Source organism: Candidatus Blochmanniella camponoti, from assembly GCF_023585825.1.
In the GTDB taxonomy this organism is placed as follows: domain Bacteria; phylum Pseudomonadota; class Gammaproteobacteria; order Enterobacterales; family Enterobacteriaceae; genus Blochmanniella; species Blochmanniella camponoti.
This window is the reverse complement of sequence record NZ_CP097751.1, coordinates 411,716-429,613: the sequence shown is the minus strand read 5'-3', so window position 1 is coordinate 429,613 and position 17,898 is coordinate 411,716. Positions and strand designations below refer to the sequence as shown.

Here is a 17,898-nt window from a genome sequence, read left to right as displayed (position 1 = left end):
AACATACAATCCCTTTAGCTTTAATGAATTCATATAAACATGCTAGATTTTTCATGCTAATACTTACATTATTACTAAAATTAGTAGATTATAATTAACATAAAAACTTACTTTATAAATATATGAAATTTTTTGTCACAACGCGACATTATTACTAATAATTTCAAAATAAAAAATAAAATTCAATACTTGTTCATCTAAAATTATTTTTTATAATTACCTGATACAACAATACAACACTGCCGAAGGCCGGGCTCGAACCGGCACGCCATTAAGGTGATTGATTTTGAGTCAATTGCGTCTACCTATTTCGCCACTTCGGCAAAACACGAACATATCTAACAAATCCATCTGATGTAGAACCATGCAGCCACTAAAATTTATCAAATTTTGCAAGAGAATTCAATATACAAAATCAATTTCTTCACAAGCATTCAATTTAAACATTAAATTTGTAAATATAATATAATTTTTTAATAAAGTATCATTTTAAAAATATTAAAAAATTCACAAAACCGTCTATAACGACACCATTATTGACAACATAAACAATTGCTAAATACACATTTAATATGCTACATTGTAGTAATAGTAATAATTTTTACTTATATCAACCATGCCCGTCGCTTACACTGCTTTGCTTATGCTTACAAAAACACAATCATATTGTGTGCTCGATTATATCTGTGCTTGAGTATACTATTATGCTTGAATACATTTAATATATTTTACTCTTGTATATTTATACATTATAATACAGGGTAAAATAAATATTACATGAAAATTTATTATATGAATAATTTTGATTTCAATTTACTAATGATTCTCAATGCACTACTCGAAGAGTATAGCGTAAACTTAGCGGCAAAAAAATTAAATGTTACTGCTCCAGCTATTAGTAAATCCCTCAACAAAATACGCATCCTATTTAACGATCAAATTTTAGTTCGCAGTGGAACTAAATTAATCCCGACGCCTAAAGCAATCTCTCTAAAAGAAAATATTAAAGAATTAGTAAACCGTGTTGAATCAATATTCAACAGTAACATAGTATTTGAACCTAAAATTACTACTATATCATTTACTATTGCATCGAACAACGCTATTCTCTTTATCCTTAATACCATCTTATTTCAAGAAATGAAAGATACAGCTCCCAACGCATTTATTCATTTAGTAAATGATTCAGACTACGATGATAATTTCTTAAGAAACCATACCATAGATTTATATATAGGAGAAATACGCGCACTTAACCCAGAAATAACTATTCGAACTATCTACGTATCCAAATGTTGTATAGTATCTCGGAATCGTCATCCTATTTTATCTCAAACTAAAAATATGGACAATTTATTAAAATATCAATTCATTAAAACTAAAAATGAGCATTTAACCAATTCCGATGAACATAGCAAATATTTTTGGTCAGAGCGTAATTTCATTGGTATTACTCCAGAATATATCACTACTGTAAACGCTATAATTCATTCAGATGCACTAGCGATAATACCAGAATTTATATTAACAATGATACAAAAATTAAATATACCAATAACACACTTTAATACTGATTTTAACTTAGGAAAAAAAAGCATCATTCAAGCATGGCATTCTAAACACAACCACTCTTCCGCTCATAAATGGCTGCGAGAATTTACTAAAAAAATATTTTTAACTAGTATAAAATAAAAATTTATTAAAAATTTTTATATTCACAACATTATGAATATATCCGCATAATAATAACGCTAATTACTAAAAATATTATACTGGGCGATATTGATCCAATTATTGGAGAAACACTGTGTGTAGCACTTAATATTCCAAATATTTGATTTAAAATATAAAATAAAAACCCCGCTATACTTCCTACGAATAATCTAATGCTTATCTTTTTTTTATATAATGGTCCAAAAGTAAACGCTAATGCCATTAGCGTCATAACGGATCCAGAAATAGGGGATAATATTTTTTTCCAAAAAATCACTTGATAATATTTAGAATTTTGACCAATCCTATTAAAATATTTAGCGCAATGATATAATTTAGAGATAGATAAAAAATTTGGATGAGTAATCATCATGGATAATCTATATGGAGTTAATTTAGTGTTCCATTCAGAATGCGGTACGTTTTTATTAGAAACGGATATTTCTTGAGAAATATCCAATTCATTTACATTAATCAAATGCCATACTTTATTAACAAACACTGCCCGTTCGATATAATATATCTTTTTTAGCTTTCTTTCTTCATTAAAATTATATAGTTTTACTCCTAACAATTCATTATAGGCTATTACATTTTCAACACAAACAAAATCATTATTATCTATGAACCACAGATTTTTAATCTTTATAGAAAGTAAAGAAGCATCATGTTGTGATTGATTACGATGCATGCACATTATTTTTTCGCTATTAGGCACTATCCATTCATTAGAAATGATACTGCATAATAATACAGGAATAGAAGCTTGTATGACTGATAAAATGATCTGTAACCTGCTAAACCCAGAAACCTGCATTGCTATAAATTCATTATGTACTTCAAGTATGCATAAACCCAAAAGCCCACCTAATAAAGTAGCTATGGGAAAAAATAATTCAAAATCTTTTGGCAAACTTAAAATCATGTAAATCATAACATCAAAAACAGAATGGTTTCCTTCTCCTATCTTCCGCAGTTCATCAATCAGTTTAATTACGCTAGATAAAGATAGTAACACTAAAAAGACCGTTGTTGTATTTGATATTACCGTTTTTATAATGTAATAATTCAAAATGCTGTACATATACACTATGTTTTTATGTTATGACGATAACACATTGTTAAAACTAATTTTTTGATATAAGAAGTATCCCATGAATTAAGCAATAAAACTATCGATAGATAAATGCTATTTATAACCCACATCCATACTATAGGATTTATGGTATCTAAAAAAACACAGGAACGTAGTAACGTATGAAAAATAAAAAAAATTATATATAAAAAAACTGTTATCAACAAATTTATTAAATAATTATATGAAACAACAGTGATTAATAACGTTGTGATCATTGGCATCAGAAAAATAGATACTAATAAAGTTAAACGCCAATGTAACTCTGTACGCATCTCTGATTTATTAGAACACCATAATTGATGTATAAACATATGATCAACGGGCTCATTTTCTTCATACAATGTCTTAATAGTATTATTGATTAGCATTTGATACTGAGAAAAATTAGTAATAAGCACGTCCTTGCGCAACTCGCATTTATTATAAATTTCATAATATGTGCCTTTTTCTAAAATAATTAATCGAGAACCATCAGAATTTCTATAAACACTGCCTTGATCTGAAGTAATAATTATAAACATACTGTTATCTTTATCTGGATTTGTTTTTGATAAAAACACGTTTTTTAATTTATTTCCCTGAATTCTATCCGAAAATAAAATTAAATATTTGGTAGCTAATGGTTGAAATTTTTTTTCTGACAAAACAACTAAATTAATGTTTTCCTTAATTTTATACAATAATCTACTTTGGTAACTTGAGCAATAAGGAGATAACCACGATACATTAATCATAGTGAATGTAGCAACGATCCCACTAAAAAAAAATGTACTTCTTATAAAAATGTATTTATCTACGGCACAAGAATACATAGCTATAATTTCATTATGAGTATGTAATCGATAAAACGTTACCAACACGCTCAAAAACACGCTAAAAGGAATAAGTAATTTTCCTGATTCTGGCATATTTAATACAAGACATAGAAAAATCAAATATATTGAAATATCACTATCTATCACCAAACTCAACATTTTGATCAATTTTTGACAAAAACACACTAAAAATAATAATGTTAAAATGATTAACTGATTTCTAAATATTTCTTTCAATATATATTTGGTAAATATCATTATTTTACCTAAAAAACTTGTTTTTAAATAAAAAATAAGTATCGTAGTAGTAACAGATTGTAATCTTAAAAAAAGATACATATTCAGTTTTTTATAATGTAAGAAAATTATCCATTACGTTATCAACCCAATACAATCTCATCGTGATATATTTCAATGTTTTATATAAAATATAAATATTGTGAATATTGTAACTGATTTATTTTTTTTGAGTATGTCATTTGAAATATTTATATACAGGAAATTTTATGATAAAATTTAGCGTTACTAGCGGACATTTAGAATTATATCCTAATAGTTGCATCATTACTGGTATATTTGAAGAATTAAATTTATTTCCTTCAACAAAAAAAATTGATGACATAAGCAAAGGATATATCAGTTCATTGTTGCGTCGTGGCGCGTTGCACGGAAAAGTCACTCAAACGCTCTTATTATACGATGTTCCTCATTTACATAATAGACAAATTTTATTAGTTGGGTGCGGTAAACAATCTGATTTTGATGAAAATTGTTATAGAAAATTAATTCGAAAAATAACGATCTTATGTAAAGAGATACCTATAATTAGAATATTACTTTTTTTGAGTGAATTAAATATAAAAGGATACGATAATTATTGGAAAATAAGACAAACAATGGAAATCGTTAATGAAGAATTGTATGTTTTTAATAAATTTAAAAATAATATAACCACACTAAATCAATCACTAAACGAAATAGTATTACATATACCTAATGAAAATGAATTAGGAGATTGTAAAAAATCTATTAGAGATGGATTATCTATCGTTCACGGAATAAAAATAGCTAAAGACCTAGGAAATATGCCCCCTAATTTTTGTACTCCTGATTACCTGGTAAATCAAGTAAACAAATTATCTAATTGTGATAACGTCACAATAAATATAATCAATGCTTTAGAAATGAAACAATTAGGTATGAATGCTTATTTAGCGGTAGGAAAAGGGTCTAATTACGCTCCTACAATGCCTATAATTAAATACAGAGGGAATCCTAAAGGGTCTAATGTTCCTCCCATTGTACTTATAGGAAAAGGTTTAACCTTTGATTCTGGTGGAATTTCTATCAAAGAATCAAATAAAATGGATGAAATGAAATATGATATGTGTGGAGCTGCTGCAGTATATGCAATTATGCGTATAGCCATAGAACTAAATTTACCATTAAATATTATCGGAATACTTGCTGTTTGTGAAAATATGATAAGTCATACTTCATTTCGTCCGGGTGATATCCTGACTACTTTATCTGGAAAAACAGTGGAGATATTAAACACCGATGCTGAAGGTCGTTTGGTTCTATGCGATGCATTGACATACGCAGAACGTTATAAACCGGATGTTGTAATAGATATAGCTACATTAACTGGAGCTTGTGTTATTGCTTTAGGACATCATTTTAGCGGTTTAATGTCTAATAACAAAAATTTAGCCGACGAATTAATTCTAGCTGGACAACAATCCAAAGATTATGTTTGGAAATTACCATTAGACGAAGTGTTCCAAAAACAATTAAAATCTACATGCGCGGATATGACAAATGTTGGGGGTAGATCTGGTGGTGCTATTACGGCCGGATGTTTTCTTCAACAGTTTGCTTATAAATATCGTTGGGCACATTTAGATATTGCTGGAACAGCATGGATATCTGATTATTGTGACAAAAGCGCAACGGGTCGACCCGTTGCGCTTTTGTCACAATATCTGATCAATAGATCATCCTATTAAAATTTAAATTATTTTTATTAATCAATACTAATTTTGCAACAGAATTACACCAAAATAAATTTATGTTTTATTTAAATAATCAATTATCATTGACTATAAAAATAATAAAAATTAATAACATATGAAACATAGTACTTTTTACCTACTATCTCAAGAATTTGAACAAAAAAATAGACCTAATTACATAGAACAGCTTGCTTGTAAGTTAATAAGCACACAATGGAGATCTGGAAAAACCATCTTAGTAACTTGCGAAAATAAACATCAAGCTACAAAAATAGACGAAATATTATGGACATTTGATCAAAATTCATTTTTGCCACATAATCTATTTGGAAAAACCATCCATCATGCTCCAATAGTCATATACTGGAGTCAATGTTGTTATGATAATCAACAAAAAGATTTATTAATAAACCTTATGCCAAAAAATATGAACTTTTTTTTAAATTTTAACGAAATAATAGATTTCGTTCCCATACCTGACATTTTAAAAAAATGGGCAAGATACAGATACCGATCTTACAAAAGAAATGGATTTCAGGTAAGTGTTGTTAATACACCAACTGAATGAGTAATTATATCGTGGAAAAAATATATAATCCTAAAAATATAGAAGAACCAATTTATGAATTTTGGGAACATGGAGGCTACTTTAGTCCCCATGGAGATACATCTCAGGAAAGTTATTGCATTATGATGCCTCCGCCTAATATTACAGGACAATTACATCTCGGGCATGCATTTCAACAAACTATTATGGATGTTTTGATTCGTTATCAAAGAATGCAAGGAAAGAATACTTTATGGCAAACAGGAACAGATCATGCTGGAATTGCCGCGCAAATACTAGTGGAACATAAAATTTATAATAATACAGGTAAAACTAGACACGATTACACACGAGATGAATTAATAAAAAATATTTGGGCATGGAAAAATCAATCTGAACAGTTTATTACTTACCAAATGAAACGATTAGGAAATTCAGTAGATTGGAAACGACAGCGTTTCACCATGGACACAGAAATGTCTTATGCAGTAACAGAAGCTTTTATTCGTTTATATCAAAATAATTTAATTTATAGAGGAAAAAGATTAGTAAACTGGGATTGTAAATTACAAACCGCAATTTCTGATCTAGAAGTTATAAATAAAAAAACAAAAGGTTCTATATGGTATATATACTATAAATTAGATAATTCTACTATCAGTGCAAATTCTAATCACTTAATTGTAGCAACAACACGACCAGAAACTATATTAGGAGATACTGCCGTTGCAGTACATCCAGAAGATGCGCGATACAAAAATTTAATCGGACAATACGTTATCGCACCCATAACTAATAGACGTATTCCTATTATTTCTGATAAAAATGTAGATATGTTTAAAGGAACTGGTTGTCTTAAGATAACTCCTGCCCATGATTTTAATGATTATATTATAGGAAAAAGACATGGATTGCCTATGATAAACATTTTTTCACTTGATGGTAAAATTCTTAAAAAACTAGAAGTATTCAACAGTTATGGACAACTTACCGATCAATTATACTGCAATATTCCCCAAATATTCCACAATCTTGACAGTGATAATGCACGAAAAAAAATAATTTCCGAATGCAATGCGCTTAAATTGTTACATAATATAGAACCCCACGACTTAACAATTCCATATAGTGACCGTACTGGCACTATAATTGAACCCATGTTAACTGATCAGTGGTATATACGCGTTAAAAACTTAACACAACATGCGATAAACGCAGTAAATTTAAATATAATTAATTTTGTTCCGAAACAATATAAAAATATGTATTTCAGTTGGATGAACAACCCTCAAGATTGGTGCATCTCTCGTCAAATCTGGTGGGGACACAAAATCCCTGCTTGGTATGATGATAACAACACAATATACGTAGGATACTGCGAACAAGATATCAGAATAAAAAATAAACTAAATAATGACGTAATATTACATAGAGAAAAAGATGTATTAGATACATGGTTTTCTTCGAGTCTTTGGACGTTTGCTGCTTTAGGTTGGCCTAAAAATACTAATTTATTAAACGTCTTTCATCCTACTAATATTATAATCAGTGGATTTGACATCATATTTTTTTGGATCGCACGAATGATTATGTTAACTATGCATTTCATTAAAAATGAAAACGGATCAGCACAAATTCCTTTTAAAACTGTATATATTACTGGGCTTATACGCGACGAATTAGGTCAAAAAATGTCTAAATCTAAGGGGAATATTATTGATCCAATAGACATAATAGATGGTATTTCAATAGAAAATTTATTAAAAAAACGCACAAAAAACATGTTACAACCAAAATTATCTAAGCATATTATAAAATATACTAAAAAACAATTTCCTAATGGCATTAAACCCCACGGAACTGATGCTTTACGATTTACATTGGTAGCATTAGCATCATCTGGACGCGATATACATTGGGATATGCAACGACTAACAGGTTATCGTAATTTTTGCAATAAATTATGGCATGCTAGTCGCTTTGTTCTCATGCATACCAAAAATCAAGATTGTGGTATATCTTCCAATGAAAAATCATTTTCCTTGGCAGATCGTTGGATCATTACAAAATTTCATCAAACAGTACAAATTTTTCATAAAAAATTAGAAATTTATCGGTTTGACGAAATAGCCAATATTTTACATGAATTTATTTGGCATCAGTTTTGTGATTGGTATGTAGAACTAACGAAACCAATACTTTATCATGGGGGGAATGCAGTAGAACTAAGAGGTACACGTTACACATTAATCACATTACTAGAATCATTACTGCGATTAGCGCACCCAATTATTCCTTTTATTACAGAAAAAATTTGGCAAGAAGTTAAAACAATTACTGAGAATAACGGAACAACTATCATGTTACAACCATTTCCAAAATATGATGGATCTGTAATTGACATGAAATCCATAATAGATATTGAATGGATTAAAAACGTAATTATAGCAATACGTACCACTCGTGTAAACATGAATATATCGTACAATATACCCCTACAGATAGTATTTAGGGATACTTCATTAGAAGTTAAAAAACGCATTACAGAAAATTCCAATATTTTATGTCATATTGCTCAATTAAAAAATATCCATTTCATATCAAAAGGCACAATCTATCCAAAATCAGTGATAATGCCCTTAGATTCATCAGAACTATTAATACGTATACCAGACACGTTTAACAAAGAAAGCGAAATAAATAGATTAAAAAAGAATCAGAATTAATAAATCATAAAATTAAAACAATACGAAAACTACTAGATGACAATAATTTTATGAAACACGGCCCAAAATCTGTCATCAAAAACAAACAAGCGCTATTAAATTATTATGAACGAATGCAAAAATAAATTGATTGATCAATGTGCTATCATGAAGGAACTGTAATCAGTTTATATAACAATATTTAAATAAAATAACTTGGAGAATAAAGTTTTTATTCGTATATTAAGTATTAAAAAATTTAATAATAAATTCATTCCTTTATTTTTAATTAATTGTTAAATAATTGTCACTCTATGTTTCATCAAAATTAATTTCCACACATTTAAAAATTTAAATTTCATATAATGAAATTTTTTTAAATAACATTTTTCATTGAAATATAAATAACCACGTTATCTATATAAACATCAACAGATAGGGTAAATGTCATATGAATCAATTATATAAACGGTCTTTTTTACGATTAATAGATTTCACTATAAACGAAATTTATTATCTATTACAATTATCCAGTTATTTAAAATACCAAAAAAATACACATACTGAAATTAAAAAATTAAATGGAAAAAATATTGTACTCATTTTTGAAAACCATTCAACTAGAACAAGATGTGCCTTTGAAGTAGCAGCATTTGATCAAGGCGCGTGTGTAACCTGCTTGACTCCAAATATTAGTCAAATTGGACATAAAGAATCTATTAAAGATACTGCTAAAATATTAGGAAGGATGTATCATGGGATTCAATATCGTGGTTACAGTCAAGATACAGTTACTACATTTGCACAATATTCTGGAGTACCAGTATGGAATGGACTTACTGTGAAATTTCACCCAACACAATTGCTTGCCGATCTTATGACTATGAAAGAACAACTACCACATAAAATGTTTCATCAAATGAAGTTAGCCTATATAGGAGATGCAAAAAACAACATCAGTAATTCTTTATTAGAAGCTGCAGCAATAATGGGATTCGATTTAAGATTAGTATCACCTAAAATATTTTGGCCAACACAAGAACTATTTATAAATTGCCAAAATATTGCACAACGTAATAATGGAAATATCACACTTACTGAAGATATCCTTATCGGAATAAAGGACGTAGATTTTCTATATACTGATGTATGGGTATCTATGGGAGAAAATGAAAAAGTATGGAAAGAACGTATTTCTTTATTATCTCCGTATCAAGTAAATCATCGCATGATCCAAAACACCAATAATCCAAATGTAAAATTTTTACATTGTTTACCGGCATTACACAACAATGAAACCACTATTGGTAAAAAAATAGCACGACAATATAATTTAAAAAATGGGCTAGAAGTAACAAATGACATATTCGAATCTCCGTATAGTGTGGTGTTTGATCAAGCCGAAAACCGTTTGCATACTGTCAAAGCTCTTATTTTGGCAACATTACTTCCTGATTCCACTAATTTTAATCAATAGTAATAGAATAGGCTTTATCATATTTTTATATAAATACTAAAAAATTAATACCTTATTTTTAACGCAATTCATTAGGATAAATTCTATGCTTCACGTTATCAATACAAAAAAATCTCCCATGCCTCTTGGACCTTATGTACAGGCGATAGATATAGGAAACATAATATTTGTATCCGGGCAAATAGGAATGCACCCGGATACAAATATTATCCCTGACAACATTTACGATCAAACGTATCAATCATTAGAAAATATCAAAAATATCATAGAAACAGCTGGTCTACAAATCAATAATATTATTAAAACTACATTATTCATTATTGATATCAAAGATATACCTACTATAAATGGCAGCTATATGAAATTCTTTCATTCATCTTCTTTTCATGAAGATATAATTTTACCAACCCGTTCCTGTGTAGAGGTGTCTAGATTACCAAAAAACGCTAAGATAGAAATCGAGGCTATCGCTACACGTATTTTATAAATTTAATAATAATCGTGAAAAAACACTAATAAACAACAAACGAATAAATTATTTCAAATAATCCCCATTATAGATATGCTCACACGGTTATTTATGGAATACAATAACATAGTCTTAATATGACTAAAATTTTCATCGTCATTGCATAACATTTTCTCTTTCAAAAAAGATCCAATAATATCAAACATTATATAATCTTATTCTTGCAATAATTACGAATAATGAACATATTATTATTATTTATTAGATAACATCTCTGATTCATAGATCAGAGCTTGTTCTGTATCATACTGATTCTCCCACTTTGCAATTACTAACACCGCTAAAGCATTGCCTATAACATTTAACGCTGTACGACCCATGTCTAAAACCCTGTCCACTCCTGCTATAAACGCTAACCCCTCCAATGGAATACCTACACTACCTAATGTAGCTAACAACACTACAAAGGAAACTCCTGGAACGCCAGCGATACCTTTAGAAGTAATCATTAAAGTTAATACTAAAATAATTTCTTGACTTAAAGATAATTCAATACCATACAATTGCGCAATGAAAATAGCAGCAATACTTTGGTATAAAGTTGATCCATCTAAATTAAAAGAATAACCAGTAGGCACTACAAATCCAGTAATAGTTGAAGGAGCTCCATAAGCTTCCATTTTTTCTATGATACGTGGTAATACAGTCTCTGAACTAGCAGTAGAAAAAGATAAAATCAGTTCTTCTTTTAAAATACAAATTAATTTCCAAATTCTAAGATTGCATATACGTGCCACTATACCTAATACTACTAATGCAAAAAAAACAATAGCACCATAGACTAACAATACAAGTTTAGTAAGAGGCAACAAAGAACTAAATCCAAAAGTCGCAACTGTAACTGAAATTAAAGCAAACACCCCAATAGGAGCATAACGCATCACTATATGTGTTACTTCGAACATAGTATCCGCTACAGAATTAAAAATGTCCAATAATGGAGTTTTAGTTTTTTCTGGCAATGTAGCTAATCCAAGCCCAAAAATTACCGAGAAAAAAATAACTGGTAACATATCTCCTTTAGCCATAGAATTAATAATATTCGAAGGAATCAACGATAACATAGTATTTACTAAGTTTGACTGTATTTCAGATGTAGTTTGCTCGTACATTGAGATGTCCGTTTTCGAAAGAAGAGACATGTCAATTCCATAACCAGGATGCAACAAATTCGCAAAAGCTACACCAAGTACTATAGCAAGTGTTGTAATAATTTCAAAATAAATAATAGTCTTCAAACCAATACTTCCCAATTTTCTTGCATCCCCAATACCGGCGATTCCAACCACCAATGTGGCCATTACAATGGGAACCACGATCATTTTTATCATACGAATAAAAATTTCTCCGGCTGGAGAAAGAAATGTCACGATTATCCAATCTTTTAATTCTGTTTGATTATGCAATACAATTCCTAAAACAATACCCAAGTTTAAAGCAAAAAAAATTTTCCAAGCAAGGGTAATTTTAAACTTTCTAATCATCATAGTTACCCCTTAATTAAAATGAGTTATTTTTTATTTCACATCAATCCGGAATCAATTATATCAACTGATTTAAACAATTTTCTTCTAAAAAATCCCCATTAAACAACACAAACGTATGCTAAGAAATTACTAACTAAAATATAAAATTAATTTATAGAAAATTTCTTAACCTTCATATCAAAAACGTCGCATAACCCATAAATTATTTATTAAACATAATCACTTGAAAAAATAAAACTCAACGCAACATCTTTTTATGTGCATTGAGTAATATATACACGTAACACTTAATATTACATATTAACTATTTATAAACTTACAACCAGATACAAGAATATTAACATTAATACTTATACATTCCAAAACAGGGATATACCCTTAATAATTCTCAAATTACCTTTTCAAAGGATAAGGTTATCCATCATTTAAGTCAACTATTGCATAATTAAATATTCATAAAAAATTCATTTTTATTAACAAGTTATATCTTGCTTCAATACCTAACAGCCATAACAACAATGATGTATTTATATAATATATGTAATCGCGCTTTACTATATCAAAAACTATGCCAGCCAATAGAATATGCGCGATCTTTATATCAACTCCTGTTAATTCCCTTAAAATTTCTCAGCATTAATGATAGAAATATTTATAAAAATTGCAATCACCCTTATTAAATCAGGTAATATTATTCATTCTCGGCTAATAAAGCTTCTAAAAAATCCAAGTCGCGTAATAATTTAGTTAACGTTTCATTACTAATTTTTTGTTGCGCGCGTAAATGATAATATTCTCCTCGTTCAGCACGTAATGCGTTTAACCTCATCCGTCTCTCTAATTCTTCAGTTAACATAGAATTTACATCATTATTTCCGTCTATACGACGACGTAAATTGCCTATAACACGCGCGCTTACCTCATTAATAATTTGACTATCAATATTTTCTTCTTGGCTATGCATTAACCGTTCTTCCAGTTTATATAAACTTTCAATAGCTACTTCTGCTGCTATAGCCCGTGCCATACGCTCTTCTTTGCGTTGTAATAATTTATCAGATACTATAATTCCCTGCAACAACCACGGAAGAACAATTACACCACATAATAAAGAGAATAAAATAACACCAGTAGCAATAAAAACTAATTGGTAACGAAACGGAAAAGCTGATCCATCTCTCAAAAAAAGTGGTATTGAAAGTACTCCTGCTAATGTAATAGCACCACGTACTCCAGCAAAAGAAGCAATTAAAATTTCTCGTATACTATATTCACTAAATACCATTGGACGTTTAGTCATACAATATAAACTTATATTTTTCATTAACCACAACCATCCAAATCTAAGTATCATTAACGCGAAATAAATAAGAATTACATATACAAATAACATCCATGTTTTAGTAGTTGGGTCCATTGCCGCTTGTGAAATAGAGGTCGATAAAATATCTGGTAATTGCAATCCCAGCATAATAAACACCATACCGTTAAATACAAACTCTAACATCGTCCAAACACTATTCCCCCTCAAACGCATAGCTAACGGGGCATTGCGGATTATTCCTGATTGGCCAATAGTCATGCCCGAAGCAACTGACGATAATATCCCAGATACTCCAACATGCTCAGCAACTAAATATGCCGCAAAAGGCAACAATAAAAGAAGTATTGTTTGAGTAGCAGGATCACCACCGCTCCAATGAGTGATAAACCTTAATGATTTACTATATCCCCAAGTAACAGCTATCCCTGTTAATAAACCCCCCATAGATACTTTGATAAATTCTATAGAAGCTCCGCTCACACTGAAGACCATAGTGCCCATAGCTACTGAAATAGCAAATTTAAGAGATACTAATCCTGACGCATCATTCATCAAAGCCTCTCCTTGAAGGATGTCCATAAGCTTTTTAGAAATACGTCCCTCCCCTACGATACCTGAAAGCGCTACTGCGTCAGTTGGGGATAAAACCGCTGCCAATGCTAATGCTGCTACAAGAGGCATGTCTGGTATCATCCAATGAATTAAATATCCAATGCCAACCACAGTAATAATCACCAACACCAATGCTAATATAACAATTTCCCCTCCATGACGTAAAAACTCACGCATTGGAGTTTTCCAACCATCAGAAAATAATAACGGGGGGATAAAAAGCAATAAAAATAGCTCAGGATTAAAATCTACATGTAATCCAAATCTAGGCCAGGCTAATAAAGCTCCTAATACAATTTGCATTAGAGGCAATGGCATTTGAAACGGCAAAATTCGTGTTATAACTCCTGAAACAGAGACAGCTAAAGTAAGAATAAGAATCGTAAAAAAAATCTCCATACTTTAAATCTCAATCGTATCCAAAAAATAAATATTTTTTCTACAAATATAGTATTGAATTGTTATATTTACTTCATATTGTGTATATGCATGGCATGCTACAAAGTATTAAACAAGTGATAAAATCTTTATATATATATATAAAGATATGCGACTTTTAATTATACACTACTTATAAAAAATGAAATATTTTTATATTTACTCTAACAATATAAATTTTATGATTTGTTATTTAAGTATGCATGTTAGAATAGACTTAGGAACATTAACATGCTTTAATATGATTACATGGATTGAACAATCAGCAAGGACATAAACGCATATTTTTATATGATTTTATGTTTAAAAACACAAAACAATATCAAATTTTTGTATACTGTGCATGTTGTATTGATAGGTGTTGGACATAAAAAAATAATTATTGAAAATCCAACCTATACACGCCTATACAATAATACAAAAAATGACTCATTAATTTTTAATACATCCAAACCGTCTAAAAAGGAATATCCTCATCATCAAAATTAACATCGGCCGGGTCATTCGATACATCATCATTCGATATAGTTTTATCGCCGCTATTCATTACATTCTGATTATCTAACGATACATTTTCTCCTGAATGACGACTACCCAACATTTGCATTGTGCCTCCGATATTAACAATAATTTCAGTAATGTATCGATCTTGTCCATTTTGATTTTGCCATTTTCTAGTTTTTAACGATCCTTCAATATATACTTGAGAACCTTTATGCAGATATTCTGATGCAATTTCTGCTAATTTACCAAATAACACCACACGATGCCACTCAGTTTTTTCTTTAAATTCATTAGTTTGTTTATCTTTCCAGGATTCAGTAGTAGCTACTGAAATATTAGTAACCATACTACCACTAGACATATAACGAACCTCTGGCTCCTGACCGAGATACCCTATTAAAATAACTTTATTAATTCCCCTATTAGCCACAACTCCTCCATTAATTACATCATATGGTTTTTTAATATTTTATTAACGTAACCATTCTATTGCCGTTTAATAAACCCGTGTAGTTAATATACTTAAATACAATCAATATTGTTAATAACATTCTTATAAAAACCCATACAATAAAATGCATTATATTAAAAATCAGTATTCTTCGCTTAACACCACACTATTTTAGTAAAAATAATTTTTAAATTATTTAATGTATTTTATGAATAAATGTAAATTTCATTTACACTAAATATATAGTAGTAAATTTCAAATAATCATTCACTCCATTTTTTATACTTATTGCAGCATAAAACATAATAAAATAATATACATACATTATATGTCATTTTTTATAAAACAGACACCAAAACTTTGTCATAGAATAAATACATCAATTATTTCACATAATAATATCTATAACCAATCCACATCACTCATAGAATATTAATATTGATCAGATTCAATATAGTTATCAAATCGAGAACATTGCCCATTAAACATCAATCGTATGGTACCAATGGGACCGTTCCGTTGTTTCCCTAGGATAATTTCAGCAATTCCTTTCATTTCACTGTTTTCATGATACACTTCATCACGATAAATAAATAAAATAAGATCAGCATCTTGTTCAATTGCTCCGGATTCACGCAAATCTGAGTTAACGGGATGCTTGTCAGTACGTTGTTCTAAACCTCTGTTTAACTGAGAAATCGCTATGACTGGTACTTTCAATTCCTTAGCTAAAGCTTTTAACGATCGAGAAATTTCTGAAATTTCTAATGTGCGATTATTAGATAAAGACGGTACTCTCATTAATTGTAAATAATCAATCATAATTAAACTCAAACCATCATGTTCACGGAACAACCTACGAGCCCGTCCACGCACTTCAGAAGGTGTTAAACATGAAGAATCGTCAATATATATATTACGTTTTTCCAAAAGAAGTTCCATAGCACTAGTAATTCTTTCTCGATCTTCATTATTCAGGCGTCCCGTGCGAATACGTACTTGATCAACTCGAGATAATGAAGCTAACATACGTATCATAATTTGATCACCAGGCATTTCTAAACTAAATATCAATACTGGTTTTTTTTCAGTCATTGCGGCATGTTCACATAAATTCATAGCAAAAGCAGTTTTTCCCATAGAAGGGCGCGCGGCAATAATTATAAGATCAGATTTTTGTAAACCATCAGTTTTTTTATCCAGATCCTTATATCCACTAGAAACACCAGTAACACCGTATTTCGGTCTATTACATACCTGCTCAATATGAGCGACGGTTTTTTCTAAAATATAGTCTATTCCTTTTGGGTTAAGATTATGATTGCTTTTACTATGTGAAATTTGAAAAATGAGAGATTCAGCCAAATCTAATAGCTCATCACTGCTTCGACCTTGAGGATTATATCCAGCGTCAGCAATTTTATTTGCTATAGAAATCATTGCGCGTATTACCGAGCGTTCGCGTACTATATCTGCATATGCAACTACGTTAGAAGCACTGGGAACATTCTTTGACAATTCTGCTAAATACGCAAATCCTCCTACTAATTCCAATTTTCCTTGAATCTCTAAAGATTCTGACAGTGTTATTAGGTCAATAGGTTTATTTGTTTCCAGTAAACGTTTCATTTCATTAAAAATAACTCGATGAGCATAATTAAAAAAATCATCAGAATTTACTTGTACTGATATATATTCCCATTGAGTATTATCTAACATTAAACCACCCAATACTGATTGTTCAGCTTCTAATGAATACGGTGGTATTTTCATATTATTTACTTGCTGATCATGAGAAACATGCATTTTTAATATTTTCCCCGCATAAACTTCTATTTTCCTTAACAAGAAATATCTAAATTTTAAACACGAAAAATCATATTTCCACTATTACAATACCATATAAAACACCCAAAACAATTACACTAATATAAGTCATAAAACCATATGTGCAGACATCATGCATACATACATTAGTTATTGAAAATATTATAAGTAAAATTAAAAAATACGCTGTTGTATTAAATAATCTCAGCATTTTTATTAACGTAATTTGAAAATACTTACAGTTTATTAATGAATTAAAAACATACAACACATAAACATCTATTATAGACAAAAAATAACATCGCTTATATGTAAT

11 protein-coding genes, 1 tRNA gene and 1 pseudogene are annotated in these 17,898 nt (G+C 29.7%); 6 read left to right on the top strand and 7 right to left on the bottom strand.

Annotated features, from left to right (window positions below):
• Positions 1-240: 240 nt before the first annotated feature.
• Positions 241-323: transfer RNA gene (locus M9394_RS01780), tRNA-Leu, on the bottom strand.
• Positions 324-777: 454 nt separating this feature from the next.
• Between M9394_RS01780 and M9394_RS01775 the strand changes: the two genes are divergently transcribed.
• Entirely contained in the window at positions 778-1,692 is a 915-nt protein-coding gene (locus M9394_RS01775) for a LysR family transcriptional regulator (protein ID WP_250248098.1), read from the top strand.
• Between the two features lie 31 nt (positions 1,693-1,723).
• Here the strand turns inward: M9394_RS01775 and lptG are convergent, their stop codons facing one another.
• Together lptG and M9394_RS01765 are read right to left on the bottom strand one after the other, a co-directional pair.
• Positions 1,724-2,797 carry an LPS export ABC transporter permease LptG gene (gene lptG / locus M9394_RS01770; RefSeq protein ID WP_250249783.1) on the bottom strand — a complete coding sequence of 358 codons (1,074 nt, stop codon included), beginning with the start codon at positions 2,795-2,797 and terminating at the stop codon, positions 1,724-1,726.
• A 5-nt stretch (positions 2,798-2,802) separates the two neighbouring features.
• A complete protein-coding gene (locus tag M9394_RS01765) occupies positions 2,803-3,924 on the bottom strand; it encodes an LptF/LptG family permease (protein WP_250249780.1) in 1,122 nt (373 codons plus the stop codon).
• 248 nt (positions 3,925-4,172) lie between these two features.
• On the opposite strand from M9394_RS01765, the gene M9394_RS01760 reads away from it, so the two are divergent.
• The 5 genes and pseudogenes from M9394_RS01760 (at position 4,173) to M9394_RS01740 (ending at position 10,897) form a co-directional block, all read left to right on the top strand.
• Positions 4,173-5,675 carry a leucyl aminopeptidase gene (locus M9394_RS01760; protein ID WP_250249778.1) on the top strand — a complete coding sequence of 501 codons (1,503 nt, stop codon included), beginning with the start codon at positions 4,173-4,175 and terminating at the stop codon, positions 5,673-5,675.
• Between the two features lie 121 nt (positions 5,676-5,796).
• On the top strand, positions 5,797-6,249 hold the full coding sequence (locus M9394_RS01755; protein WP_250249776.1) for a DNA polymerase III subunit chi: 453 nt from the start codon (positions 5,797-5,799) through the stop codon (positions 6,247-6,249).
• Positions 6,250-6,260: 11 nt separating this feature from the next.
• A pseudogene (locus M9394_RS01750) lies at positions 6,261-9,116 on the top strand (valine--tRNA ligase).
• Positions 9,117-9,384: 268 nt separating this feature from the next.
• Positions 9,385-10,410 (top strand): ornithine carbamoyltransferase, encoded by a 1,026-nt coding sequence (argF, locus tag M9394_RS01745; protein ID WP_250249774.1) that lies wholly within the window; start codon positions 9,385-9,387, stop codon positions 10,408-10,410.
• Between the two features lie 85 nt (positions 10,411-10,495).
• Complete coding sequence (locus M9394_RS01740; RefSeq protein ID WP_250249772.1) at positions 10,496-10,897, top strand: Rid family detoxifying hydrolase; 402 nt, start codon at positions 10,496-10,498, stop codon at positions 10,895-10,897.
• Positions 10,898-11,133: 236 nt separating this feature from the next.
• Here the strand turns inward: M9394_RS01740 and gltP are convergent, their stop codons facing one another.
• The 4 genes from gltP to dnaB all read right to left on the bottom strand — a co-directional run bounded on the left by gltP (position 11,134) and on the right by dnaB (position 17,561).
• Positions 11,134-12,426, bottom strand: a complete 1,293-nt coding sequence (gltP, locus tag M9394_RS01735) for a glutamate/aspartate:proton symporter GltP (protein WP_420022159.1) — start codon at positions 12,424-12,426, stop codon at positions 11,134-11,136.
• A 691-nt stretch (positions 12,427-13,117) separates the two neighbouring features.
• A complete protein-coding gene (locus M9394_RS01730) occupies positions 13,118-14,761 on the bottom strand; it encodes a Na+/H+ antiporter (RefSeq protein WP_250249771.1) in 1,644 nt (547 codons plus the stop codon).
• A gap of 496 nt (positions 14,762-15,257) precedes the next feature.
• A complete protein-coding gene (gene ssb / locus M9394_RS01725; RefSeq protein WP_250249769.1) occupies positions 15,258-15,734 on the bottom strand; it encodes a single-stranded DNA-binding protein in 477 nt (158 codons plus the stop codon).
• A 453-nt stretch (positions 15,735-16,187) separates the two neighbouring features.
• Positions 16,188-17,561, bottom strand: a complete 1,374-nt coding sequence (gene dnaB, locus M9394_RS01720; protein ID WP_250247099.1) for a replicative DNA helicase — start codon at positions 17,559-17,561, stop codon at positions 16,188-16,190.
• Positions 17,562-17,898: the final 337 nt, after the last annotated feature.

Bases quoted from the DNA above. Each gene is read 5' to 3' on its own strand.
- M9394_RS01775 (WP_250248098.1), top strand. From the start codon at position 778: ATGAAAATTTATTATATGAATAATTTTGATTTCAATTTACTAATGATT.
- M9394_RS01755 (WP_250249776.1), top strand. From the start codon at position 5,797: ATGAAACATAGTACTTTTTACCTACTATCTCAAGAATTTGAACAAAAA.
- M9394_RS01760 (WP_250249778.1), top strand. From the start codon at position 4,173: ATGATAAAATTTAGCGTTACTAGCGGACATTTAGAATTATATCCTAAT.
- M9394_RS01730 (WP_250249771.1), bottom strand. From the start codon at position 14,761: ATGGAGATTTTTTTTACGATTCTTATTCTTACTTTAGCTGTCTCTGTT.
- M9394_RS01765 (WP_250249780.1), bottom strand. From the start codon at position 3,924: ATGATATTTACCAAATATATATTGAAAGAAATATTTAGAAATCAGTTA.
- argF (WP_250249774.1), top strand. From the start codon at position 9,385: ATGAATCAATTATATAAACGGTCTTTTTTACGATTAATAGATTTCACT.
- lptG (WP_250249783.1), bottom strand. From the start codon at position 2,797: ATGTACAGCATTTTGAATTATTACATTATAAAAACGGTAATATCAAAT.
- gltP (WP_420022159.1), bottom strand. From the start codon at position 12,426: ATGATGATTAGAAAGTTTAAAATTACCCTTGCTTGGAAAATTTTTTTT.
- M9394_RS01740 (WP_250249772.1), top strand. From the start codon at position 10,496: ATGCTTCACGTTATCAATACAAAAAAATCTCCCATGCCTCTTGGACCT.
- dnaB (WP_250247099.1), bottom strand. From the start codon at position 17,561: ATGCATGTTTCTCATGATCAGCAAGTAAATAATATGAAAATACCACCG.